Source organism: Caballeronia sp. ATUFL_M2_KS44 (assembly GCF_023630965.1).
Classification (GTDB): domain Bacteria; phylum Pseudomonadota; class Gammaproteobacteria; order Burkholderiales; family Burkholderiaceae; genus Caballeronia; species Caballeronia concitans.
In genome coordinates this window covers 170,376-193,362 of record NZ_JALQEA010000039.1, presented here as the reverse complement: position 1 = coordinate 193,362, position 22,987 = coordinate 170,376, and the positions used below count along the sequence as shown (strand labels likewise).

At 63.3% G+C, this 22,987-nt stretch carries 19 protein-coding genes and 1 tRNA gene; 5 read left to right on the top strand and 15 right to left on the bottom strand.

All coding sequences use genetic code 11. The features are described 5' to 3' along the window. Nucleotides 1–20: 20 nt before the first annotated feature. The 7 genes from NCR39_RS16195 to NCR39_RS16165 form a co-directional block, all read right to left on the bottom strand. Nucleotides 21–1,445 carry a TIR domain-containing protein gene (locus NCR39_RS16195; protein WP_250453102.1) on the bottom strand — a complete coding sequence of 475 codons (1,425 nt, stop codon included), beginning with the start codon at nt 1,443–1,445 and terminating at the stop codon, nt 21–23. Between the two features lie 487 nt (nt 1,446–1,932). After that, entirely contained in the window at nt 1,933–3,396 is a 1,464-nt protein-coding gene (locus NCR39_RS16190) for a purine-cytosine permease family protein (protein WP_250453101.1), read from the bottom strand. Nucleotides 3,397–3,399: 3 nt separating this feature from the next. Then, nucleotides 3,400–4,188 (bottom strand): creatininase, encoded by a 789-nt coding sequence (locus tag NCR39_RS16185; protein ID WP_250453100.1) that lies wholly within the window; start codon nt 4,186–4,188, stop codon nt 3,400–3,402. Between the two features lie 2 nt (nt 4,189–4,190). Then, nucleotides 4,191–5,474, bottom strand: coding sequence for a serine hydroxymethyltransferase (gene glyA, locus NCR39_RS16180; RefSeq protein ID WP_250453099.1), 1,284 nt, complete (start codon nt 5,472–5,474; stop codon nt 4,191–4,193). A gap of 80 nt (nt 5,475–5,554) precedes the next feature. Then, a complete protein-coding gene (locus NCR39_RS16175; protein ID WP_250453098.1) occupies nt 5,555–6,766 on the bottom strand; it encodes a M24 family metallopeptidase in 1,212 nt (403 codons plus the stop codon). Between the two features lie 171 nt (nt 6,767–6,937). Continuing rightward, nucleotides 6,938–7,951 (bottom strand): GlxA family transcriptional regulator, encoded by a 1,014-nt coding sequence (locus NCR39_RS16170; protein WP_250453097.1) that lies wholly within the window; start codon nt 7,949–7,951, stop codon nt 6,938–6,940. An 80-nt stretch (nt 7,952–8,031) separates the two neighbouring features. Then, complete coding sequence (locus tag NCR39_RS16165) at nt 8,032–9,156, bottom strand: porin (protein WP_250453096.1); 1,125 nt, start codon at nt 9,154–9,156, stop codon at nt 8,032–8,034. Nucleotides 9,157–9,464: 308 nt separating this feature from the next. On the opposite strand from NCR39_RS16165, the gene NCR39_RS16160 reads away from it, so the two are divergent. The 3 genes from NCR39_RS16160 to NCR39_RS16150 all read left to right on the top strand — a co-directional run bounded on the left by NCR39_RS16160 (nt 9,465) and on the right by NCR39_RS16150 (nt 13,519). Continuing rightward, the gene (locus tag NCR39_RS16160; protein WP_250453652.1) at nt 9,465–10,226 is read left to right on the top strand and encodes an N-acyl amino acid synthase FeeM domain-containing protein; all 762 of its coding nucleotides are present in this window, start codon (nt 9,465–9,467) and stop codon (nt 10,224–10,226) included. A gap of 157 nt (nt 10,227–10,383) precedes the next feature. Continuing rightward, the gene (locus tag NCR39_RS16155; RefSeq protein WP_250453095.1) at nt 10,384–13,359 is read left to right on the top strand and encodes a putative bifunctional diguanylate cyclase/phosphodiesterase; all 2,976 of its coding nucleotides are present in this window, start codon (nt 10,384–10,386) and stop codon (nt 13,357–13,359) included. A gap of 83 nt (nt 13,360–13,442) precedes the next feature. After that, nucleotides 13,443–13,519: transfer RNA gene (locus tag NCR39_RS16150), tRNA-Val, on the top strand. 101 nt (nt 13,520–13,620) lie between these two features. Here NCR39_RS16150 and NCR39_RS16145 read toward each other — a convergent pair. The 3 genes from NCR39_RS16145 to NCR39_RS16135 all read right to left on the bottom strand — a co-directional run bounded on the left by NCR39_RS16145 (nt 13,621) and on the right by NCR39_RS16135 (nt 17,626). Next, nucleotides 13,621–13,839, bottom strand: coding sequence for a hypothetical protein (locus NCR39_RS16145; RefSeq protein ID WP_250453094.1), 219 nt, complete (start codon nt 13,837–13,839; stop codon nt 13,621–13,623). A gap of 169 nt (nt 13,840–14,008) precedes the next feature. Further along, the gene (locus NCR39_RS16140) at nt 14,009–16,207 is read right to left on the bottom strand and encodes a TonB-dependent receptor (protein ID WP_250453093.1); all 2,199 of its coding nucleotides are present in this window, start codon (nt 16,205–16,207) and stop codon (nt 14,009–14,011) included. Between the two features lie 195 nt (nt 16,208–16,402). After that, complete coding sequence (locus NCR39_RS16135; RefSeq protein ID WP_250453092.1) at nt 16,403–17,626, bottom strand: PepSY-associated TM helix domain-containing protein; 1,224 nt, start codon at nt 17,624–17,626, stop codon at nt 16,403–16,405. 256 nt (nt 17,627–17,882) lie between these two features. On the opposite strand from NCR39_RS16135, the gene NCR39_RS16130 reads away from it, so the two are divergent. Continuing rightward, a complete protein-coding gene (locus NCR39_RS16130) occupies nt 17,883–18,794 on the top strand; it encodes a sterol desaturase family protein (RefSeq protein WP_250453091.1) in 912 nt (303 codons plus the stop codon). Nucleotides 18,795–18,868: 74 nt separating this feature from the next. Here the strand turns inward: NCR39_RS16130 and NCR39_RS16125 are convergent, their stop codons facing one another. Beyond that, nucleotides 18,869–19,060 carry a hypothetical protein gene (locus tag NCR39_RS16125; protein ID WP_250453090.1) on the bottom strand — a complete coding sequence of 64 codons (192 nt, stop codon included), beginning with the start codon at nt 19,058–19,060 and terminating at the stop codon, nt 18,869–18,871. 265 nt (nt 19,061–19,325) lie between these two features. Beyond that, a complete protein-coding gene (locus tag NCR39_RS16120) occupies nt 19,326–19,592 on the bottom strand; it encodes a DUF3253 domain-containing protein (RefSeq protein WP_284507240.1) in 267 nt (88 codons plus the stop codon). Between the two features lie 155 nt (nt 19,593–19,747). Between NCR39_RS16120 and NCR39_RS16115 the strand changes: the two genes are divergently transcribed. Beyond that, nucleotides 19,748–20,221 carry an Lrp/AsnC family transcriptional regulator gene (locus NCR39_RS16115; protein WP_250453088.1) on the top strand — a complete coding sequence of 158 codons (474 nt, stop codon included), beginning with the start codon at nt 19,748–19,750 and terminating at the stop codon, nt 20,219–20,221. Between the two features lie 8 nt (nt 20,222–20,229). Here NCR39_RS16115 and NCR39_RS16110 read toward each other — a convergent pair whose 3' ends face one another. The 3 genes from NCR39_RS16110 to NCR39_RS16100 all read right to left on the bottom strand — a co-directional run bounded on the left by NCR39_RS16110 (nt 20,230) and on the right by NCR39_RS16100 (nt 22,839). Next, nucleotides 20,230–20,640 carry a DUF2000 domain-containing protein gene (locus NCR39_RS16110; protein WP_250453087.1) on the bottom strand — a complete coding sequence of 137 codons (411 nt, stop codon included), beginning with the start codon at nt 20,638–20,640 and terminating at the stop codon, nt 20,230–20,232. Nucleotides 20,641–21,080: 440 nt separating this feature from the next. Next, nucleotides 21,081–22,394 (bottom strand): PQQ-dependent sugar dehydrogenase, encoded by a 1,314-nt coding sequence (locus NCR39_RS16105; protein WP_502800226.1) that lies wholly within the window; start codon nt 22,392–22,394, stop codon nt 21,081–21,083. Continuing rightward, nucleotides 22,387–22,839 (bottom strand): DUF2231 domain-containing protein, encoded by a 453-nt coding sequence (locus NCR39_RS16100; RefSeq protein WP_250453086.1) that lies wholly within the window; start codon nt 22,837–22,839, stop codon nt 22,387–22,389. Before NCR39_RS16100 ends, NCR39_RS16105 begins: the two co-directional genes overlap by 8 nt. Nucleotides 22,840–22,987 lie beyond the last annotated feature (148 nt).

Genomic DNA, 22,987 nt, shown 5'->3' with positions numbered 1-22,987 from the left:
CCGGTGGCGGCCGATGGCGGCTATTTGCTCCACACGCCGGCGCGTGCGCGCCGCGCTTCGTCTTCGGCAGCGTCGTATTGCGGCGGCGCGCCTTGCCGCGTGCGCGCCCAGCCGAGGCGAACCGCGTGCACGGCGACGTCGTGACCGTTGGCGAAGCATTGATAGGCCTCCTCGTGCGCGAAGCAGCGGACCATGTTTCCTTCGCTCTGCAGATAACGTTGCATCGCGCGAGCCGGGCGGCCGTCTTCTCCTCGAATGCCGTAGAGATTGACGATCTTTCCGGACACGATGAACCCGGCCGAATCGAGAACCTGATCGACGCTGCCTTCGAGGTCGGGCGCTTTCGCGGGCGGCGTCGCGTTGTTGCTTGCGGCGGGCGGGGATGGCGCGGGCGGCGTGGGGGTCGTTATCGTGGCCGACGCAGGCGGCGCCACCGCCGATGCGGGAGGCGCGATCATCGGCGCGGATGCCGGGACGACCGTCGGCGCTTGCGGCGCTTCGTGACGCAGAAACACCGCGACCAGCGATCCCGCCACGATGACGAGTCCGCCCGCCGACACGGCAAGCACGCCGATCCGCCTTTGTCTGACGGGCGTGGCAGCGCCCCGGCCGACATACGATGTCACCACGGCCGTGCCCGATGAATCGACGGACGAAATCACGTCCGGGTGGGGATCGCTGACCTCGGGCCGCGCGGGCTTTTGCGCCGCTTCACGCGCCCGCGCCTGCTCCGCCGCCCGCACCGCCTGACGTTGGCGCTCGCGTTCCTTCTCGACCGCTTCCTGCTGACGCGCCTTTTCGACCGCTCGTGCCGCCGCTTCCTGCTGCCGCGCTCGTTCGGCCGCGCGTGCCGCTTCGCGCTGACGGTTCTCGTCCGTCGCCGTCGATGCCGAACCCGCCTGCCCGATGGCCGCCGCTGCCGCCGCGTGCTCCGCCTTCGACACGGGCACGGCCACTTTCAGTATGTTCTCGGCGAGTCCGTCGACCCAGGTCCAGACATCGTGCGACCGGCAATCGGCGTGACGCAACGGGCGGAAGTCGATCCACTGATGCCGGCGCAGCGTCTCGAGGTCCAGCCCGAAGGCGGTGTCGTCGGCGGTGATCTGATCCACGTTGACGTAGTGGATCGGAAAAATGAGGTCGTCGCGCCCCAGGTCGATCATGCGCTGACGAAACGACTGGAATTCCGCGAGGCAGTTCGTGCTCTTCAGATAGCGCGGCGTGACGATCGGCATGAAGAACACGGTCTGGCCAATCGTTCGTTCGATGGAAGCCGCCCAGTCCGCGCCCGGCGGAATGGCCTGGATGTCCTGCCAGATCGTGATGTCCGCACCGTACTGCAGCGCGATCGCCTTGCCCACGATGGTGCGAAGCTGACTCAGGTGGCCGTCGCTGTGCGCATCGTCGCTGCGGGCATAGCTCCAGAAACCCACGGGGCTGGACATGTGCGGTTGCTCCGATGAAGAGAAGCGAGGCGTCTGTTTTTCTACTGTCAACTGATACCGATGAACCTCACGATGCCGGACCGCATGCTTCCGAAAAACGCTGGCGACAGACGCGCGCAAGAAGCCGTCGCCCGCCCGCTTCTTGCAGAGGAATCCTTATTTCATCGCGCGATGTTGGTGCGTTGCCGGGAACGTCGTTAGTGCTGGAGCGTGTTATCGGACCTTTTAGGTATAGGCAATCGATGGTCCGTTAGCAAGATTCGAAACATTTCGCGTTTCGCTATGTCGTGCTTTGCGATGGAGAGAACGATCGTGCTCGAGCTTGCCACTTCAAAGCTTGCATAAACCATACGTTTTCATTACTTCAAATTGACGAACGAGATGTGCGGCAAGTTCGGTCGTCGGCATATAGCTGAACACGAGACAGAACGAGACTCGCATGACTGCGGGCACCGCTCTTCTCGTGCTCACGACCTCGTGATAGCGCTCAAATGGAAGTGGAACGCGCATCGACATGAATCCGCTCGACGCCGGACGCGGCCTGAAACAGCGGATGCCGCCGCGCGAGAAGAAAGTATGCGAGGCCGCCCACGACGAGCGAACACTCGAAGCTCAGGTCGCCCCAGCCGAGCACGTCGCGCATGAGCGGACTCGCGAAGGTCGGCGAATTCGAGAACGCGAGCGATGCGCCGATGCCGAGCAGCCACGCGATCATTCCCGGCCAGAACACGCCCTTCGTGTACCAGTACGCGCCGCCGCCCCACTTCATCCAGTCATCGGTGCGGTAACGTCCGCCGCGCAGGAAGTAATCGACGACGACAATCGCGGCCCACGGCGCGGTCCAGAACACCATGTAGTTCAGGAAGACCTGATACATGCCGAAGAACTCGCCATAGAACACGGTGACGACGCGAAACGACAGCGTGAAGAGCGCGATGATCGCAAGCGACGTGACGCGGTTGATCGGAAAGCGCATCGCGAGCAGACCGAGTCCGGCGGTATAGCCGTTCGGCACGTTGGCCGCGATGCCGCCGAGAATGATCGCGAAGAGCAGCGGCACGATGAACCATGTCGGCAGGAAGCGCGAAAGCTGGCTCACGGGATCTTCGCCCAGCGTGCCGCCGAGCGCGGTGGCGAACAACACGCCGATCACTTCGCAGAACATCAGCGCGACGAACTGGCCGCCTCCCGCCGCGAGCACGATCTTCTTCCAGCTCGTTTCCGCCGGGAAATAGCGGCTGTAATCGGATGCGAAGTTGGCCCAGCCGATGGGATACGAGAACACGATGCCCATTGCGATGAGCCATGTGCTGAACGAACCGCCGCCATGATTCACGCGCGATGCGATCTCGAAGCTCGTATGCGGCAACACGAACCACGCAAGCCCCGCGAAGAGAATGGCAAGCACCAGCGCAATCCATTTCTCCGCCGCGATGATGGTGGCATGCCCGAAGATTGCGAGCACGATCTCGGCCGCGAGAATGATCGCGAGCGACACCCACACCACCATGTGGCTATGAAAGCCGCTCATTTTCAGGAGCGTTTCGAGCGCCTGCGTCGCGACCACCGAGTTGATCGAGAACCAACTGAGCGCGGAAATCAGGCTCACCGCTTTCGGCAGAAATGAACCGGCCTGTCCGAACGAACTGCGCGAGGTCATGATGCCCGATGTGCCCGTCTTCGGCCCCATGATGGTCGTGAGGCCGAGCACGAGACAGCCGAACACGTTGCCCACGAGAATCGCGAGCAGCGCCTGCCATAGCGACAGCCCTTGCGATAGCGCGAGCGCGCCCGTCACCACGACGACATAGTTCGTATTCGCGCCGATCCACATCTTGAAGAGTTCGGCGGGCGTGCCGTGCCGGTCTTCGCGCGGAATCGGCTCGATGGCGTGCTGCTCGATGCTCCACGCCTTGTCGGCGCTGACTTCCTTCCCTTGATGCGTGCTCATGGCTTAGCTCCGGGTGGATCGCGCGTCGTATGCCTCGCGCAGCGCATTGACAATGCCTTCGACGCACACGTCGAACAGCAGCCTGCCCTTCTCCGCCGTCGCGTTTGCCGCGGACGAGAGGCATCCCGAAGCGGGCGTCCATTCGGGGATCGGCGGGAACACGTCATAAGGCGGGAACGTCGCGGCGTCGTGCGTGGGCACACGCGACATGTCCACGAGATGCGGATGAAGATGCAGCATCAGCGATGTCTCCAGCACGCCGCCATGCTCCACGGCCCAGCCCGGAAAGCCGTCCGGATAGATGCGCGCGATGGTGGCGTCGGTGACGAAGTCCCAATACGACAGCATCACCACCTGAAAGTCGTGCACGCCTTCCCAGCGCAACTCGCGCAAGGCGAGATCGACGCCTTCGACAGCGAACATCGAGTTCTCGAAGTGGCCGTTGATGAGACAGACCTTGCGTGCGCCGTGCCGCGCGAATTCCTTGAGGATGTCTTTCACCGTCGATGACAACGTGTGGCCGTCGAGACTCGTCGTGCCGCACAGATGATTGCCGCCGCCGCTTTTCTGCTGCGACTTGTAGCCATACGCGATGGCTGGCGCGACCAGCGCGCCGCTCTTCTGCGCCACCGCGACACCGATCGCGCTCGGCAACAGCACGTCGGGGTTCATCGACATGTGCGGACCGTGCTGCTCCAGCGCGCCGATCGGAATCAGCACGGGCTGACCCTCGCCGATCCGGCGCGCGTACTCGGGCCACGCGAGTTCGCCTATCAATACGCTCTCTTGCATCGTCAATCTCCTCTTGCGTTGTATGGCTGCATGCCGCGATACACGGGCCGGCGCTTGCAGAGTTGCGCGACTTGTTCCCGCACGCGCGCTTCGACGTGTGCATCGCCGGGATGATCGAGCACGTCGCATACGAGCGATGCGGTGAGCTTCGCATCGTCTTCGTCGAAACCGCGCGTCGTGATCGCGGGCGTGCCGATGCGAATGCCGCTCGTGACGAACGGCGATTGCGGATCGTTCGGCACGGCGTTCTTGTTCACCGTGATATGCGCGCGGCCGAGCGCCGCGTCCGCGTCCTTGCCCGTGATGCCGCGGCCCACGAGATTCACGAGGAAAAGATGATCGTCCGTGCCGCCCGAGACGATCGTGTAACCGCGCGCGATGAACACGCTCACCATCGCGCGTGCGTTCGCGAGCACCTGCTTCTGATAGTCGATGAACTCGTCGCCAAGCGCCTCGCGCAACGCCACCGCTTTCGCTGCGATGACATGCATGAGCGGGCCGCCCTGCGTGCCGGGAAAGACCATCGCATTGAGCTTCTTTTCGATGGCATCGCTTGCGCGCGCGAGAATCAGGCCGCCGCGCGGGCCGCGCAAGGTCTTGTGCGTGGTGGTCGTCACCACATCCGCGAACGGCACCGGATTCGGATAGAGCCGCGCCGCGACGAGCCCCGCGACGTGCGCCATATCGACGAAGAGATACGCGCCCACGCTATCCGCGATGGCCCGGAATCGCGCGAAGTCGAGCACGCGCGAATACGCGGAGAAGCCCGCGACGATCATCTTCGGGCGATGCTCCAAAGCCAGCCGCTCGACTTCGTCGTAATCGATGAGACCGGTCTCTTCGTTCACGCCGTACTGCACCGCGTTGAACACCTTGCCCGAAAACGACACCTTCGCGCCGTGCGTCAGATGCCCGCCGTGCGCGAGACTCATGCCGAGAATGGTGTCGCCGGGCGTGAGCAGCGCGAGATAGACCGCAGCGTTCGCCTGCGATCCGCTATGCGGCTGCACGTTCGCGTAGGCGGCACCGAACAGCGTCTTCGCGCGCTCGATGGCGAGCGTTTCGACGATATCGACATGTTCGCAGCCGCCGTAATAGCGCTTGCCCGGATATCCTTCGGCATACTTATTGGTTAGCACCGATCCCTGTGCTTCGAGCACGCGCGGGCTGGCGTAGTTTTCCGACGCGATCAGTTCGATATGATCTTCCTGACGCTGCCGCTCGCCCTGCATCGCCGCATGCAACTCGGGATCGAAGCCCGCGATGGTCTGTTCCTTCGAATACATGAATCACTCGTTTTCGTCGTGCTTCGTCGTGCTTCAGCAGTCCGCGACGTGCGCCGCGGACCTTCGTTTAGAGCTGATCGTCAGCCCGCGATGATGTTGTGCGCCGGCCCATATGGGAAGCCGGTGATATTGGTCGCGCCCTTCTCGCCGACGACGAGGATATCGTGCTCGCGGTAACCGCCCGCGCCCGGCAGACCTTGCGGCAGCATGATCATCGGCTCCATGGAAACGACCATGTTCGGCTCGAGAATCGTGTCGATGTCTTCGCGAAGTTCGAGACCCGCCTCGCGTCCGTAGTAATGCGAGAGCACGCCGAACGAATGACCGTAGCCAAACGTGCGGTATTGAAGCACGCCGTACTCCGCGTAGATCTTGTTCAGTTCATGGGCGATATCGCTGCAGCGCGCGCCCGGCTTGATGAGCTTCAGTCCCGCTTCGTGCACTTCCACGTTGATCTTCCACAGGCGCAGATGTTCGTCCGAGCAGTGATCGAAGAACATCGTGCGTTCGAGCGCCGTGTAATAGCCCGCGATCATCGAAAAGCAGTTGAGGCTCAGGATGTCGCCGCGTTGCACCTTGCGCGTCGTGACGGGGTTATGCGCGCCGTCCGTGTTGATGCCGGACTGGAACCACGTCCACGTGTCCATCAATTCCGAATCGGGAAAGCGCCGTGCGATCTCGCGCACCATCGCCTGTGTCGATGCGAGCGCCACTTCGTGTTCGGGCACGCCTTCATGCACCGCTGCCCTGAGCGCCGCCCCGCCGATATCGCACACGTTCGCGCCATGCTTGATGACTTCGATCTCCTCAGCCGACTTGATCATGCGCATGCGCATCGTCGGCGCGCCGATATCGACGAACTCGACATCGGGCAACGCGGCCTTCAGCTTCGACAGCATCTCGACGGGAAGCTGATCGAACTCCACGCCCACGCGCCCCTTGTTTTCGATTTCGCCCTGCACGGCGCGAAAGAAGTTGTCGCGCTGCCAGTCGGTATAGACGACGTTGTAGTCGCCCACCGTGCGACGCCACGGCTGGCCGCCATCGATATTCGCCGAAATCGACACGACCTTCTTCGGCGTCACGACGAGCCCGTACTTGCGGCCGAACGAGCAATAGAGGAAATCCGCGTAATAGTTGATGTTGTGATACGACGTGAAGAGCACGGCATCGATATTTTCGCGCGCCATCAGATCGCGCAGCTTGCCTTGGCGGTTCGCGTATTCGGCATCGGAGAAGGTGTGCTTGACCTTGTCGCCGTTCTCGATCCGGATGAGGTTCTCCATTTTCATTCGCTTGGCTCCTTGTTGAAAAAGTGGGCGGGTGAAGTGGATGGTAGAAGCCTCGTGAATTGAAACATTTCCAGATTCGACGACGAACTCTCTCTTTTCGACATCGAGGGTTAACGACTAGCGAAAACTCGCACGAGCGTGCGAGCGGACTTACTCACTCTGGAGAAAGCGCTAAAGCGCCTTCTGATAGCGCCTGCGATCGGCCATCGGAGAAATGTCGAACTGCGCTTTATAGCGCGTGGAGAAATGCGTGAGCGATGTGAAACCCGTGCGCGTGCAGACTTCTTCGAGTGATTTCGCCGTGCGATAAAGCAACTGGCGGGCGCGCAAAAGACGGATCTCCAGATACGCCTGCGCGGGCGTCTTGCCGAGCCGCTCGTGAAACCATCGTTCGAGCTGCCGTTGCGATACATCGAGAAAGCCGGCGATCTCCGCAACCGACAGCGTTTCCTCGACGTTGCTTTCCATGAGTTGCAGGGCTTCGTCGAGCTTCGCGTGTTCCGCGCCGATGTATTGCCTGAGCGATGTCACCTGTCGCTGCTCGTGACTGCGCCGCTCGGCGACGAGCAATTCGAGCACGCGCGCGGCGAGCGAATGACTGCCGGGCGGCATGCCGAGCAGATGCACCATCAGATCGAGTGGCGCGACGCCGCCGCTGCACGTATAGCGGTCGCGATCCACTTCGTACAGGCGATTGGACACGGTCAGTCCGGGGAACTGTTCGAGCAGCACGTCCTGGTCTTCCCAGTGAATCGTGCATCGATAACCGTTTAAAAGACCCGCTCGCGCGAGAAAGTAACTGCCGGTATCGAGCCCGCCGAGCGCGGTTCCGCTGCGTGCGTGATACCGCAGCCAGTCGAGCACGGCACCGATCTTTCTGCGCGGAATGGGATTCGGACCGACGACGAACACGGCATCGAACCGGCCGGCGTCGGCCATCGAAACGTCGGGCATGACGCGGATGCCGTCGCTCGAACACACGAACTCATTGCTCGCGCCGATCAGTTGATACTCGTACACCTTGCGTTCGACGAGCATGTTCGCGATACGCAAGGGATCGACCGCAGTGCCGAGTGCGATGAGCGAAAAGTTATCGAGCAGGAGAAAGCCGTATCGCGTGACGCGAAGATCGTGCACGCCCGCATCGATACGGCTGTGAGTACGTTGCTCAGGGGTCGACGACATGGCCGGCCGTATCGGGCGATGGTTGGGATAACGTCATCTTAGCTTGCGCGGCGCCGAGCGAAACGACGCTAAAACTTGCGTCAGAAACTATGCCGCATGCCGCCCATGACAGCGAGCTGAGTCGACCCACTCGCTGCGCTAACGCCACTCACTCCCTGCAATTGCGCGCCGATCAATCCACCGCGATACAGCGAGTAATCGGCTTCGATATAAAAACTCGTGCGACGCGACACGCCATGATCCGCGACCACCTGAAATTGCGTCGCGTTGCCGTTTCCACTCGCGGTCTTGCCGACCTGAAGCGTGCGCCACACGTTGGCGGCCACATGCGTGCGCGTTCCGATCAACTGCGTCACGCCGCCGAAGAACATCTCGCGCGATGACAATTGCGTGAATCCCAGCGCCGTGAGTTGCGCGGGCGTGTACGGTCCGTTCGGCGCATTGCCGAGATAAGCACGGTCTTCGCGATTCATCGCCCAACCGGCGCTGACCGTCGTGTTGCCGAACGTATACGCGCCGCCCGCGGTCCACGATTTCAAGTGCGCGGAAGAATTCACTGCATCGCGCGTATCGAGATAACCGGCCCCGAGCCGCAACGGCCAGCCCGGCGCATACGACACCGATGCACCAATCTGGCTCCCCGCGCCGAATGCCCCGGCCGCGCCGCCGAACGCATACGAGAGTTCCATCGTCACGTCCTGCCAGCGCACCGTGTACTTCGCCATGTTGCTGGTCCACACGCCCTGCGCCATGCCGACTTCGGGCCTGAACAGATAGACCGTCGGCAGCCACGCATTGGTGACGTAGCTTCTCAGCACGGCCGACGCAAACGGATTGACTTGCCGCCCCAACGTCAGCCGACCCCAAGTCGAAGAACGAATGCCGACAAACGCCGTGTTGAAGAACGGATAAGACGGATCGCTCGTGCCGCTGTTCGGAAAGAAGCGGTTCTCGAGCTGAAACACGACGCTGTTTCCCCCGCCGATGTCTTCCGTCCCGAGCAGGCCCCAGTGACTCTCACCGAGACCGCCGTTAGCGAGTTGCAGCCGGTCGTTGCCCGCCGCGTCCGCATGAGTGGTGTAGCGCACGGCCGTATCGACGAGTCCATACAGCGTCACCGAAGACTGCGCGCGCGCCGCCTCCGTTGCGCCGTAAAGCGCGAGGCCCGTCAAGAACACTCTCAGCGGCCGCGGTCCGCGTGTCATCACCAGGTTCATTGTCTGTCCGTGTGCGTGCGAAGGCCGCAGACTACCAGCAACGCATGAACGCGCGTAACTCTCTCGGAGTGAATCGAAAACGACTTGACTTTTTCCGGTTGAGTCCGCGCGTCAAAAAAGCCGATTCGCCATCCCGCATGTAAAACCTACTCGCCTCTTTTTGAAACGCTGCTTTCGCTCGAACGGCAAGACACATCACGTCCTTAACGTTCGTGAGAATCTAGTTGGTCGCGCTCAGAGCCCCTATGCCCTTGGCGCGACGTACTTTTTTCCTCCTCCAACAACGGGATAAAAAAATGGATCGCATCGATTCAGCGCTTTTGACGCAACATATGGGATTAACGGCACTCCAACCGGACTGGCCTGCGGACACAGTCAAGAAAACGGAAAGACTGCCGTTTACGATAAAGGTGGTGAGTGATCAGGCCGAACTCGGCAAAGCCGTCGAAATGCGCCGCGCCGCCTACGGGCGACACTTGCCGGAGTTCGCGGAAACAATGGGCGTCGAAGCGCTGGACGCAGCGCCCGGCACTGTCGTGCTGCTCGCGCAATCGCGGCTGGATGGCGGCCCGCTCGGCACCATGCGGATCCAGACGAACACGTTCGGACCGCTCGCGGTCGAGCAGTCGGTCCGTTTGCCGGACTGGCTCGCCGATGCGAACCTCGCCGAGGCGACGCGGCTCGGCGTCGCGCGCGGCGGGATCGGCCGGATGGTCAAGGTGGCGCTATGCAAGGCGTATTACCAGTATTGCGTGCAGAACGGTATCGACTGGATGTTGATCACGGCGCGTTCGCCACTCGATCGGGAATATGAAGCGATGCTTTTCGGCGATGTGTTCGGCCAGAACGAATTCCTGCCGATGACGCACGTCGGCGGCATGCCTCATCGCGTGATGGCGAAGCCGGTGGCGCTCGTGCGTCAGCGCTGGGCGGCGGTCAATCACTCGTTCTATGGCTTCTTCTTCGAAACGGATCACGTCGACATCGATGTCAGTGTCGCCTCGAAACCGGTTGCAGTGGCGGCGACAACCGCAAGCGCGCCGGGTGTAATGGCCTGAAATCGCTGAGCGACGTGTAAGGTGGCAAACTTCTGCCCGGAGCGATCCGGGCGGACTCGCAGTTCCGCAGCGCCGGCGCGTTCGTGCCGTCGCTGCCGGCTGCCGCAGCAATGGAACGGACGGGACGGAAGGCGCAGTTAATGGGAAAGGGCGGCAAATGACAAGCGACAAGCGGGCGTTTCGGGACCGGCTGACCAGTTGGGCGTTCCTGCGTTTCTCGGTGTACGTGGCGCCGTGCGTGATCGCGCTCGGCACGCTCGCCGTCATGCTCTGGGCGCCGCGTCAGTTCGATACGACCGGCACCGTCCCCCTCGGCTTTCACGTGATCGCCGATCCCTCCGCGAAGCTCCAACCCGCCGATGCCATCGCGCGCCTGCAGGGTACGCCGCGCACCGCGCGTTACAGCACGCATCTCGCGGAAACGCCCTTCTGGTTCCTGCTCGACGCGCCTTCGCTCGGCCCTGAAGCAAGCACCTTCATCGACCTTCCGTCGCGGCACGCGCAAACGATCTCCTGCTGGAAGACGAATCCCGCCCCGACGCTTCTCGGCGCCGGCAACCGCTACGGCACGAGCGGCGAAATCCGCTTCAACAAGGCCGGTTTCGCGCTCAGGCTCGACGGAGATTCACGGCAAACGCAGGTGCTTTGCCGCGGCACGTTCTCCGGCCCCGCGTACATCACCGCGACCGCGCTCAGCCGCGACAAGCTCGAAGAAAGCACGCTCAATTTCCACCAGGGCGCATCGCTGATCACGGGCGGCCTGCTGACGCTCGCGATCTTCGTGTTCGTGACGGCCATCATCAATCACGAATGGACGTACGTCATTTTTGCCGCGTGGCTCGTCGGCAATCTGCGCCTGACGGCCAACGCAATGGGTTTCGATACCGAATGGATGGGCCGGCTCATTCCGCCCGGCCATATCGAGTTCCTGCGGGAATTCACATTCGCGTCATATTACGTGCTGACCACGACGCTCTTCGTCGAACTGTTCCGGCGCGAGCTGAAAGCCATCGGCCTGCGCTGGACGCTGCACGCCGTGCGCTATGGCGGCTGCCTGCTGATGGTCGCCGCATTCACGCTGAGCTATGCCCATTTCATTCCCGTGCTGTGGGCGAGCGCGAGCTTCTGCATTCTGGTGCTGACGTATTTCCTGGCGCAACTCGTCATCAAGGCGCGATCGCGCACGGTGCTCTGGTATGTCGCGTCGATGGGCATCGTGCTCTTCGCGACGCTCTCGGAAGTGCTCGCCGCCGCGTTCGGGCTCAAGGGACTCGCGGGCACGCATAGCCCGGTCGTGACGGCGCTGTCGTCGAGCATGCTGTGCGCGTTCGCCATCGCCGAACGCATGCGCGACGAGCGCGAGCGCCGCCGGCAGATGCAGATCGAACTGCGCAACACCTACGACGTCACGCCGATCGGCCTCTTCACGCTGAACGGCGACAACTGCTTCGTTCGCGCGAACCCGGCGCTGCATGCCATGCTCGGTCTCCCGCAAGGGCGATACGGCACGCATCGCTGGGCCGACTACTTCGCGCCGGGCGCCGAGCGTGCGCTCAACGAACTGCTCGAAGGCGACGATTCGGCGTCGATCGAAATCGAAGGCGCGCCGGGTGCAGCGGGTCTATCGGGCGCGAGCGCCGACGTGCGCCGCTATTCGCTTCGGGCCATCCGCGCGAACGGTTTCATCGAAGGCTCGCTGGAAGACGTCACGGACCGTTCGAAAGCGGTCGAGCGGCTCCATTTCCTGGCCGAGCACGACTCGCTCACGGGCCTTCTGAACCGGCGCGGCATCGAGCACGCCATCGCGCGGCAATGCGGCGAAGGCGGCACGTGGGCGCTCGCGTATCTCGATCTCGACCGCTTCAAGGTGTTCAACGACCTGTTCGGCCACAGCACCGGCGACGAAATACTTCGGCATGTCACGGCGCGGCTCGTGGAACGCCTGGGCTCGCATGTGCCGATCGGGCGCATCGGTGGCGACGAGTTCGTGTGCGTGCTCGTGGGCATGACCATCGACGAGGCCATCGCGCGCTGCCGCGAACTCGTCACCGCGCTGAACGCGGCGCCGTTCGTCGTGGATACGCGCGCATTCCAGGTCAGGGGATCGATCGGCGTCGTCGAATGCTCGCAGGACGAGCGTGGACAAGACGCCCTCGCCTACGCGGACCGCGCGTGCCGCGCCGCCAAGCGCGGCGGCAATGCGCGGCTCGTCGCGCTGCGCCGGGGCGCGCCGGCGTTCGAAGAGCGCGCCGCCGAAATCAGCCTCATCGAGGCGCTGGGCGAAAGCCGCCTGCCCGACGGCCTCTTCCTCGTGATGCAGCCGATCATGTCGATGCACGCGCCCAACGAGGCGCTCGACTTCGAAGTGCTGCTGCGCCTGCGCACGCAGGACGGAGCGGTCGCGACCGCCGGCAAGCTGATCGCCGCCGCGGAAGATTCGGGCACCATCGTGCAGATCGACCGCTGGGTGTTGTCCACGACACTCGCGTGGCTCGCGGAGAACCGCGCGTCGCTCACGAAGACGCGCTTCGTGTGCGTGAACCTGAGCGGCGGCTCGCTCAACGACGAGCACTTCCTCGACGAGCTCTTCGCGCTCTTCTCGCGTTACGCGGATGTCGTGCATTACCTGTGCATCGAGATCACGGAGAGCGTCGCGCTGCACGACCTCGAACACACGGAGCGATTCATCGCGCGCGTGCACGACATGGGCGCGAAGATCGCCATCGACGATTTCGGCGCGGGCCAGACGTCGCTGCGCTACCTGAAGAAGCTGTCGGCGGATGCGCTCAAGATCGACGGCGAGTTCGTCCGCACGATGTGCAACCATCCGGCCGACATCGCGATCGTCGAGGCGATCATCAATCTCGCGCGCAATCTCGGCATGCGCAGCATCGCCGAATGGGTCGAAGACCTGCAGACGCTGGATGCGCTGAAGGAACTGGGCGTCGATTACGTGCAGGGCTTCGCGATCGCGAAACCGCAGGAAGCCCGCGACATTCTCACGGCGTCGTCCGCTGCGAGCTTCGTGACGAACGCCGAGGTCAAGCGTTATCTCGATGCGGAAGACGCGCCGGGCGGCGGCGCCAACACCGACGGCAAGCACGCACGCATGCAGCAGGAGAACGCGATCTAAGGCGCGTCTCATTGGCCTCGGAAAGAATTTGCGCGGCCGGGCTTGTATATCGCGTTGGGGCTCTCTATAATGCGCGGCTCAACAGGCTCGTAGCTCAGCTGGTTAGAGCACCACCTTGACATGGTGGGGGTCGTTGGTTCGAGTCCAATCGAGCCTACCAACGCATATGCATCAGAAGCAAATCGCATCAAAACAAATCGCCGCGTATATCGCGGCGATTTGCTTTTGTGCTTCAAGTTTCCATCGTCGATCGAACGATCGCTAGTCCCACATGTTCCTGAACGCCACGGCCGCGATCACGGGCACCGTCAGCACGAGCGGAATGGCGAAGTACGGCACCTCCAGATCGACGATCCAGCTATGGATCAGCCAGCCGACTCCAAGCGCCAGCGTGCCGATGCCGACCAGCGCCGAGAGGACATTGAGCGAGCGCTTCGACAAGCGCCGGCGAGACGGTTCTTTACTCGAGGTCGGTTCCATGATGATGTGCGCCTGACGCGCAAGGCAGATACGACGAATTTTATACCGCGACCGATGCCGCGTCGGGCCGATATGCATCCATTTCAGGCAAAAACGCCGCCGGTTCGCGACATGAACCGGCGGCGTTCGTCCTTGCTGCTCTCGTACAGAAGCTGTCAGGCGACGGTAATCAGAAGTCCGTCGTCATCGAAAGGAGCACCGTGCGCGGCGCGCCTTGCGTCAGATAGCCGCCGATCGTCGACGACCAGTACGACTTGTTCGCCACGTTGAGCACGCTCGCGCGGAACGTCGTCGGCTTGCCGAACAGCACGGTCGCATAGCGCGCGCCGAGATCGAACCGGTCCCATGCGGGAATCGACAGCGTATTCGTCACGTTCAGGTATTGCGAGCCGGTGTGGATCCAGCGCGCCGTCAGCGTGAGGCCGTTCAGCACCGGCACGTCGTATTCCGCGTTGACGTTGAACATGAAGGTCGGCACGCCGATGGGCATGTTGCCGTCCGTCGTCGCGCTGCCGGTGTCGAGCTGCGTGCCGTGGATATACGTCGCGCCCGCGATCAGGCGCACGCCGCGCAACGGCTCGCCATAGACCGACGCCTCCACGCCGCGATGCCGCTCGCGTCCGTTATCGACGAAGAAGCCCGCGCTGTTCGTGTACGTCAGCGGCTTTTCGATCTGGAACAGCGCAAGCGATGCGCCGTACTTGCCGTTGTCGTACTTCGCGCCGACTTCGTATTGCTTCGACTTCTCGGGCGGCAATTGCTCGCCGAAGTTCACGGCCGTGTTCGGCGCGGAATCGCCGATGGCCAGCGCCTCGCTGCGGTTCGCGAAGAACGCCACGTTCTGCCACGGCTTGACGACGAGGCCGAAGAGCGGCGTCGTGAGCGAATCGTTGTAGGCGCGCGTCGGCTTGCCGGTGTAGTCGAACGTGTCGGTGTGCAGTTCCTGATAGCGCGCGCCGACCGTGAACAGCACGCGGTCGTTCAGGAAGCCGAGCGTGTCCGACACCGATGCGCTGCGCATCAGGTTGAGGCCGACCGTGCCCGGACTCGCGAGATTACCGGCCGACAGCGTGCTCGCCGGATACGGCACCTGCGGCGTGTCGTAGAGGCTCGTCGGGAACGCGCCGGCGAACGTGTACGCCGACATGGAATCGACGCGCACGATCGACGCGCCCGCCGTCACGAAATGCGAAACCGGCCCGGTGTTGAAGTGGCCGCGCACGCCGGCTTCGGCCGAGCTGCCGTCTTCCTTGTGCGGCACGCCGAGGCGCGATGCCGTCGTGCCCGTGGCGGAAACCGTCGGCGACGAATATTCGCCGTGCTCGTCCGTGTGGCGCATGCCGCCCGCGACATAGGCGGTCCAGCCCGGCAGGAAATCGTATTCGGCGCGCAGGATGCCGACCGTATCCTCGATCGAACTGTAGCTCCAGGTCTGCGCGTAGTTGTACGTGGCCGAAGGCGTCTCGGGAATGAAGCCGCCGCTCACGTTCACGGTCGGCCGGCCGTCGTTCACGCGCTGGCGCTGATACAGGAAATCGCCGTACAGGCGCAGCTTGTCGCCGCGCCAGTCGAGCGAAACGGCCGTCGTGTTGTCCCGGCGATGTTCGCCGTCGATGCTCGTTTCGCCGTCGTGATTCGCCTGATTCACGCGGATGCCGAACTGCCCTTCGCTGCCGAAACGCCGGCCCACGTCGACATGCGCGCCGATTTCGCCCGACGCCGTGCCTTCCAGCGTGACGCGCGTGAGCGGCTTGTCGTCGGCGCGCTTCAACTGCAGGTTCAGTCCGCCGCCCACCGCCGATCCGTTCGGCGATGCCCCGTTCAGAAACGTGTTCGCGCCCTTGAAGACGTCGACGCGCTCGAGCGCATCGGTGGCGACGAGCTGGCGCGGCGTGATGCCGTAAAGGCCGTTGAGCGAGACATCGTCGCCGTCGAGCTGGAAGCCGCGAATGATGTACGTCTCCGCGAAATTGCCGAAGCCGTAGGCGGTACGCACGGCGGGATCGTTCGCGAGCACGTCGCCGATGGTGCGCGCCTGCTGGTCTTCGATCAGCTTCGACGTGTACGTCGTCATGCTGAACGGCACGTCGAGCGTGCGTTGCTGGCCGAGCACGCCGAAGTCCGCGCCGCGCGCGACCTGGCCGCCCGCGAACGTCGGCGCGAGTTCGCCGGGAAGCTGCTCCTTGCTCGCCTGAACCTTGACGGCCGGCAGCGCGTTGTCAGCGGACGGAGCGGCGTCCGGCGCAGCCGCGCTCTGCGCGTAGGCGGAAGAAGAGAACGCGACGGCAATCGCCGCGACGATGACGGCGCGATGCGCCAGCGCCTGTGCAGGCACGGCCTGCAAGGTTTGCGAACGGAGAACGGGCATGAATCGGAGAAACGTCGGTGATGGTCGGTTCCGTCCCGGGGCATCGTTGGAATCCGGGCGGCATTTTTCTATGTCGTTCGTCCGTCCTGTCCGGACGGCGGCTCGACTTTGCGCGGAATTTTAACGTAAATGATAGTTGTTATCATTTAAAAATACGTTCGATTTGCGATTGCGCAACGCCGCAGCCGTTCACGCTCAAGATGACAACGACCGCCCTCGCGCCGCCCGCGCATCCGCTGCCGCCGCCGAATGCCGGCGTGCCGCGCGTTTTCGCATCCAGATGAGCAGTCCGGTCGCACTCAGAATTGCGACGGCGACGCCCACCGCGCTCACCAGAATGCGCCCCGCGATCCCGACGATGCGTCCCGAGTGCAGCGGAAACTGCGCCTGCATGAAGATGTCGCCGGCCGAGCCGCGTCCCGGAATCGACGATCCCGCGAGCGCGCCCGTGTGTCCGTTGTAGTAGAGCCACGCGTTGCCGAGGCCGCCGTCGCCGTGATCGCGCCCCGGCGCGAAAAAGCCGACGCCGTATGCCTGCATCGCGGGAACGTAGTACAGCGCGCCCATCGGCTCGGCGATGTTCTCGCGCTTCGCGTCGCGCGCGGCGGTTTCGAGAATCTGCGCGGGCGTCACGGTCGCGTGGCCCGTCGGACCGGCGCGAACGAGTTCGGCGTTTTCCAGGAACGATGGCGTCAGCTTCGAGAACGCGGAAACGATCGGCCGCACGACCGGATCGCTCAGATTCATCGAGACGGACGTGAGCGCCATCACCAGCAGCAGGCCCCAGATCCAGACGCCGCCGGAGCGGTGCAGATCGAACGTCAGCGCGTAGCCGCCGCGCCGGAAGCGGAACGCGAGCGACTTGCGCCACGCCTTCACGCTCGGAAACGACAGCACGAGCGCAATGCCGCTGTCGAAGAACCAGACGATGCCGACAATGCCAAGCAGCCACGTTCCGACATCGAAGCCGCCGAGCACGGGCAGATGCAGCGTGTAGTGGAGCTTGTAGAGGAACGGCATCAGATCGATGCGCGCGAGCGAGACCGCGCCCCACATGCGGCGCGCCTGCACGTCGCCGGTGGCCGGATCGACGGCGATCTGGTTGTAGTCGACGGCATACGGCGCGCCCGTCGACGGATTCGTGCGCGGCCAGACCATCATCTGCGCGGTATGGCCCGGCTCGACGGCGAGCGGCAAATACGTCACTTCGACGCGCGGATCGGCGGTCTCCACGCGGCGCGCGAGTTCGAGCGGCGGCAGCGGCGCGCCGTCCGTGCGCGCGTGGAAGAACGATGGATTGAGGACCGCGTCGATCTCGTGATCCCACGCGATGATCGCGCCCGTGAGCCCCGACACGAACAGAAACAGCGCGGTGGCGACGCCGAACCAGCGGTGCAGTCGAACGAGAACCGGCCTCATGCCCGGAATGCCTTGAACGGGAGATGCGGGACGGCTGCGCTCATTTGGTGCTCATCTAGGTAAATGCGAATTATTCGCAATCTTATAGGGGACACGAGATGCCGGCAAGCATTTCGTAAGGTGCGCCGGAGCCGCGCGGCTGCACGGCGCGCCGCATGTGCGAAAGGCGCGACATCGCGCGACATAAATCCTGCGTGGTTTTTAACCCGCCCGATCACTACAGTGCGTGCATCCGCAATTCACCGAGGGCGACATCATGGAACTGATCGGAAAATTATCGATATACGTGCTGGTCATCGTGCTGGCCGCGTCGATGCTCGAAGCGTTCGTCTTGAGCCGCATGCACAAGGGCACCGACAAGGCGTTCGACTGGCACGAAGTCTGGATTTCTCTCGCCGATCTCGTCGGCCGCAAGCTGCTCGCGTTTCTCCCGCTTTCGCTCGCGACGCCGGTGTTCGCGTTCGCGTGGGAGCATCGCATCCACACGGTCACGACCAACTCGGCGCTGACCGTGATCCTGCTCTTCATCGGCATGGAGTTCTGCTACTACTGGTATCACCGCGTATCGCACACGGTGCGATTCTTCTGGGCGACGCATGCCGTGCACCATTCGCCCAACCAGTTGACGCTCTCTTCCGCGTACCGGCTCGGCTGGACGAGCAAGATCACCGGCGCCGCGATGTTCTTCACGCCGCTCGTCTGGTTCGGCGTGCGGCCGGAAGTGGTGCTGGCGGCGCTGTCGATCAACCTGCTCTATCAGTTCTGGCTGCACGCCACGTGGATCCCGAAGCTCGGCTGGCTCGAATACGTGCTCAACACGCCTTCGTCGCACCGCGTGCATCATGCGTCGAACGCGGCTTATCTCGATGCCAACTTCGGCGGCGTGCTGATTATCTTCGATCGCCTGTTCGGCACGTATATCGAGGAACGCGCCGATGAACCCTGCCGCTACGGACTGACGACGCCGACGACATCGCGCAATCCGATCGTCGTCGAAACGGAGCACTGGAAGAGCCTCGCGAAGGACGTGGTGAACGCGAAGAGCGTGTCGGACGCGGTGGGCTTCGTGTTGCGCCCGCCCGGCTGGCTGCCGAACGGCGAAGGAGAGACGACGGAAGAATTGCAAAAGCGCGCGAAGCGCGGTGACAAGGCGATCGAGGCTTCCTGAGCCGGGAACGTCGCAATGAAAAAGGCGGATCGATTGATCCGCCTTTTGCTTTCTCGACTATCGGCTGACAGCGATCAGAACGTGACCGTCTGACTGATGACCGTCTGACCGTTCACGGTGATGGTCGAACTGGCCGAGCCGCTTTGCGTGGTGGTGCCGGCAGCCGGCACGCTCGCGCCGCCAGCCGGAAGGGTGAAGGTAGCGCTCTTCGCGGCGCCGCCAGCGATGTTCGCGTGAGCCAGTGCGTTGCGCTCGATCTTTTCCATTGTCAAAGTCCTCTTCATGATGTGATGCGGCCGATTCACCGCGTTCCGACAACTCTTCGGCCTTGGCCGGCGTCGTTCCACGTCGATACCGTGGGACCGCAAGCATCGATGATAGGTTTGAGTCGATCGCATTTGAACCATTAAATGTCCTAAATATGCTTTACGAAGGGCATTGTTCCGCTCACGCACGGCTGCGAATTCGGCGCAAAAGCTGCTGTCAGGCACGTTCAAGCGGCGTGGTCGTGCCGTGCGGCATCGAACGTGACTAGAACTTCGGGCCGCGTCGCAAGCGGATCGGGCCATGATCGATTCGATCCGGCGTCAACGTCTCGCTGCCCTGCGTGATCGAGATCCTTTCCTCGCGCGCCAGTTTCGCGGCCGCTTGCCGCACGGAAGGCATCAGTGCGCGCCACGCGTCTTCATCTGACACGAGCGTGCGCGCCACATCCGACGGGCAAATGGACGCCGTTGCCGCACGCCGGCTCAACAATTCGATCATGCAACGCTCAATGTCCAGGTTCGATACGGTCATCGTGGAACGGCTCGCTTGATGTAGTGACCATGACGCGCTTTCCTTCGCCAGGCCGATTGGGAACGCCGGCATCTTTGCTAGAGTCGATGTTCCTACGACACAACGGGACATTCAACAACACAATGCCTGATGCCACGACTCCGAAGGCGCAGCGCATGCGCAAGCCTTACTCGCCGCCCGCGCGTCTCGACGATACCGACCGCAAGCTGCTCGCCCTCCTCACCGCGGACGCCACGCGCAGCTACGCGGAACTCGGCGAAGCGCTGCATCTGTCGCCGCCGGCGGTTCATGAACGCGTGAAGCGGCTCAAGCGCGAGCGCGTGATCACGGCCACGGTCGCGTCGCTGGATGGCGCGAAGCTCGGGCGTCCGCTGCTCGCGTTCGTCCACGTCGACACGACCAGTTGGAACGTCACGCGCCAGTTGCTCGCGCTCAAGGAGTTGCCGGATGTCGAAGAGATTCACACCGTGACGGGCGAAAGCGCCATGCTGCTCAAAGTGCGCACCCGCGATACGCAAACGCTCGAAGATCTGCTCGAACGCATCCATTCCATCGAAGGCTTCACGGGCACGCGCAGCTATATCGCGCTCTCGACGTATCTGGAGCGCGGCCCGAGTCCCGCCGAATAGCGATCGCCCTAGTCGTGCAGGGTCAGTCCTTTCACGGCCTTGTCGACGCTCTTTTTCGGCCCGCGCATCGCGATACCCACGAGGTCCGGCGCGTCAGCCGGTTCCTGACGAAAGGCGTCGCGATTCGCCTGATCGTGGCCGGTCGCGAACATCGCGCGCACGTACACCGCGCGCATCAATTCCCGCTCGATGCTTTGCCGCCATGCGCGCAGCAGGCCGGCGGGATCGGCCTTGTAGATCATCATCGGCTGGCCGAGCAAGCGCGCGTGGCTGCGGCCCACGGCGTCCTCGTACGGCTCGCCCATCGCTTCGGGCGCCGCGCCCGCGATGCCCGTCGCGAGGAACGCGGTGACGTTGAGCTTCTGCCAGACCGCGAGTTCGTCCAGCACGACGATGGATACCTTCGTTTCGAATTCCATTGCTTGAGTCTTGTTCGGTTCGTGAATGGAAGACGATGTTAGGCGCCGCGAGGCCCGCGTGCGCGGGGGCGTCGCAAAATGCGAACGCGGTTTGGAAAGGCGGCGCGGCTCCGGATGCGCGGCGCCGCTTTCGCCGAACGGCATACGGCGCGTTCGCGCTTGAAGAAGGTGCAGCGCCGGCCGTTGCTCGTGATCCTCGGCTCTCTCTCAGGTTCTAGCTGGCCGAAACGGTTTCCAACGCTGCGCGCGCAGAATACATTGGAACCGGTTCCAACGTCGCATCGTTTTTTGCAATAACCTTATTACCGTCGATGATTAGGGGCAAAAAAAAGCCGGCTTCGAGAGCCGGCTTGAAAGTTCTGGCCGATCCGGGGGGCCGTGCCAGAACCTGAGAGAGGAATGCCGCGCGGTTTGAGGCGCGGCAATGTTCTGCGAAGGCGTCACCCTCCCGCTTTCGTCACCCGCCAGACGGCGTTGCCCGCGTCGTCCGCGATGATGAGCGCGCCGTCCTTGTCCTGCGCCAGTCCGACGGGCGCGCCGCGCAGTTCCTTTTCGTCGTCGGAAACGAACCCGGTGACGACCGGCTTCGGCGCGCCGACCGGTTTGCCGTTCTCGAACGCCACGTACGCGACCGCATAGCCCGAGAGCGGCGAGCGATCCCAACTGCCGTGCTCGCCGATGAACGCGCCGCCGCGATACTGCGCCGGCAGGTTGTCGCCGGTATAGAACAGGAGGCCGAGCGGCGCGACGTGCGAACCGATCGCGTAATCCGGCTTCAGCGCCTTCGACACCAGATCCGGCCGCTGCTGATGCACGCGCTCGTCGACATGCTGCCCGTAGTAGCTGTAAGGCCAGCCGTAGAAACCGTGCTCCTGCACCGACGTCAGATAGTCGGGGACGAGATCGGCGCCGATTTCGTCGCGCTCGTTGGCGACCGCCCACAGCTTGCCCGTCTTCGGCTCCCATTGCAGGCCGGTCGGGTTGCGAATGCCCGCGGCGAACACGCGGCTGCCGCCCGTCGCGATATCCACTTCGAGCACGACCGCGCGGCGATACTCCACTTCGAGACCGTTCTCGCCGACATTACTGTTCGATCCGACGCCCACGTACAGCTTCTTGCCGTCGGGACTCGCGAGCAGCGCCTTCGTCCAGTGATGATTGACCGTGCTCGGCAGATCGGTCAGCTCGACGCCCGGCTGCGCGATGCTCGTCGCGCCGGTCTGATACGGGAAGGAGAGGATCGCGTCGGTATCGGCGACATAGAGCGTATTGCCGATCAGCTGCATGCCGAACGGCGAATGCAGATGATCGATGAACACGTGCTTTTCCCACGCGCCGCCGCTGCCCCGGCGCAGCAGCGTGATGCGATTGCCGCCCTTCGCTTCCTTGCCCGAGCGGCTCTGGACCATGCCCGCGACCAGTTGCTTCGGCGTGGTGACGGGCTCCTCCTGCGGGCTGCTCGATTCGGCGACGAGTATGTCTCCGTTCGGCAACCCGAGCACCTGGCGCGGATGCTCCAGCCCCGACGCGATGTTCTCGATCTTCAGGCCGTCGGCGACCTTCGGCGCTTCACCGCTTTTCCAGCCGACGTGCTTCGGCACCTGCATCGGCGGCTTCAAGAAGTTGTGCGGGCTCGGCAACGGCGGATTGCCGCCCGCCTGATGCGCGGAATCGTACGAGGCGCGTTCGTCGCATCCGGCGAGGCACGCGGCAATGGCCATCGAAAGGACGCCGGTCAACATGGCTTTATTCACGGGCGGCCTCCGGCAGGCTGAAGCGGTTGTACTTGTCCAAAGCGAGCGCGACCTGCGCGATGCTCAGCAGCGCAACGGTGACCACCGAGAGAATGACGGCGAGCGGAATGATCCCGTAACCATCGCGCGAATGCACGAATGCATTGACGATCGCCGCGACGATGCCGAGGAGATTCAGCCAGAAGTCGGTACGTTCGAGGCCCGTGACCGAGCCGCGAGGACCGAACCATACATGACCGAGATTGATGAAGCGCGGAACGATGGCGAACAGAAGTCCGACAGTCACGAGCCAGGCCGCCGCCTTGGCCCACAGGACCACGGCGGTGTTCGCATAGATGATGTCGAAGATCAGTGTGCCGACGAAGAGGCCGTACGGGACCGGATTGAGCCAGTCGAAGAGCGCCGTGGCCAGTCGCGAACGGTATCGCGGGCGAAGCGGAGTCATGGGCGAATCCTTTGAAATGAACCTGGTTGAACTCTTTTGGGTGGAAGGAAACGGCCATGTCGAAGTGCATCCCACGTGCCTGACGAATTGCCTTCGTTCGCGTACGATGCATTGCTTGCACCGCGCCTCTCTTCGCCCGACACGATGC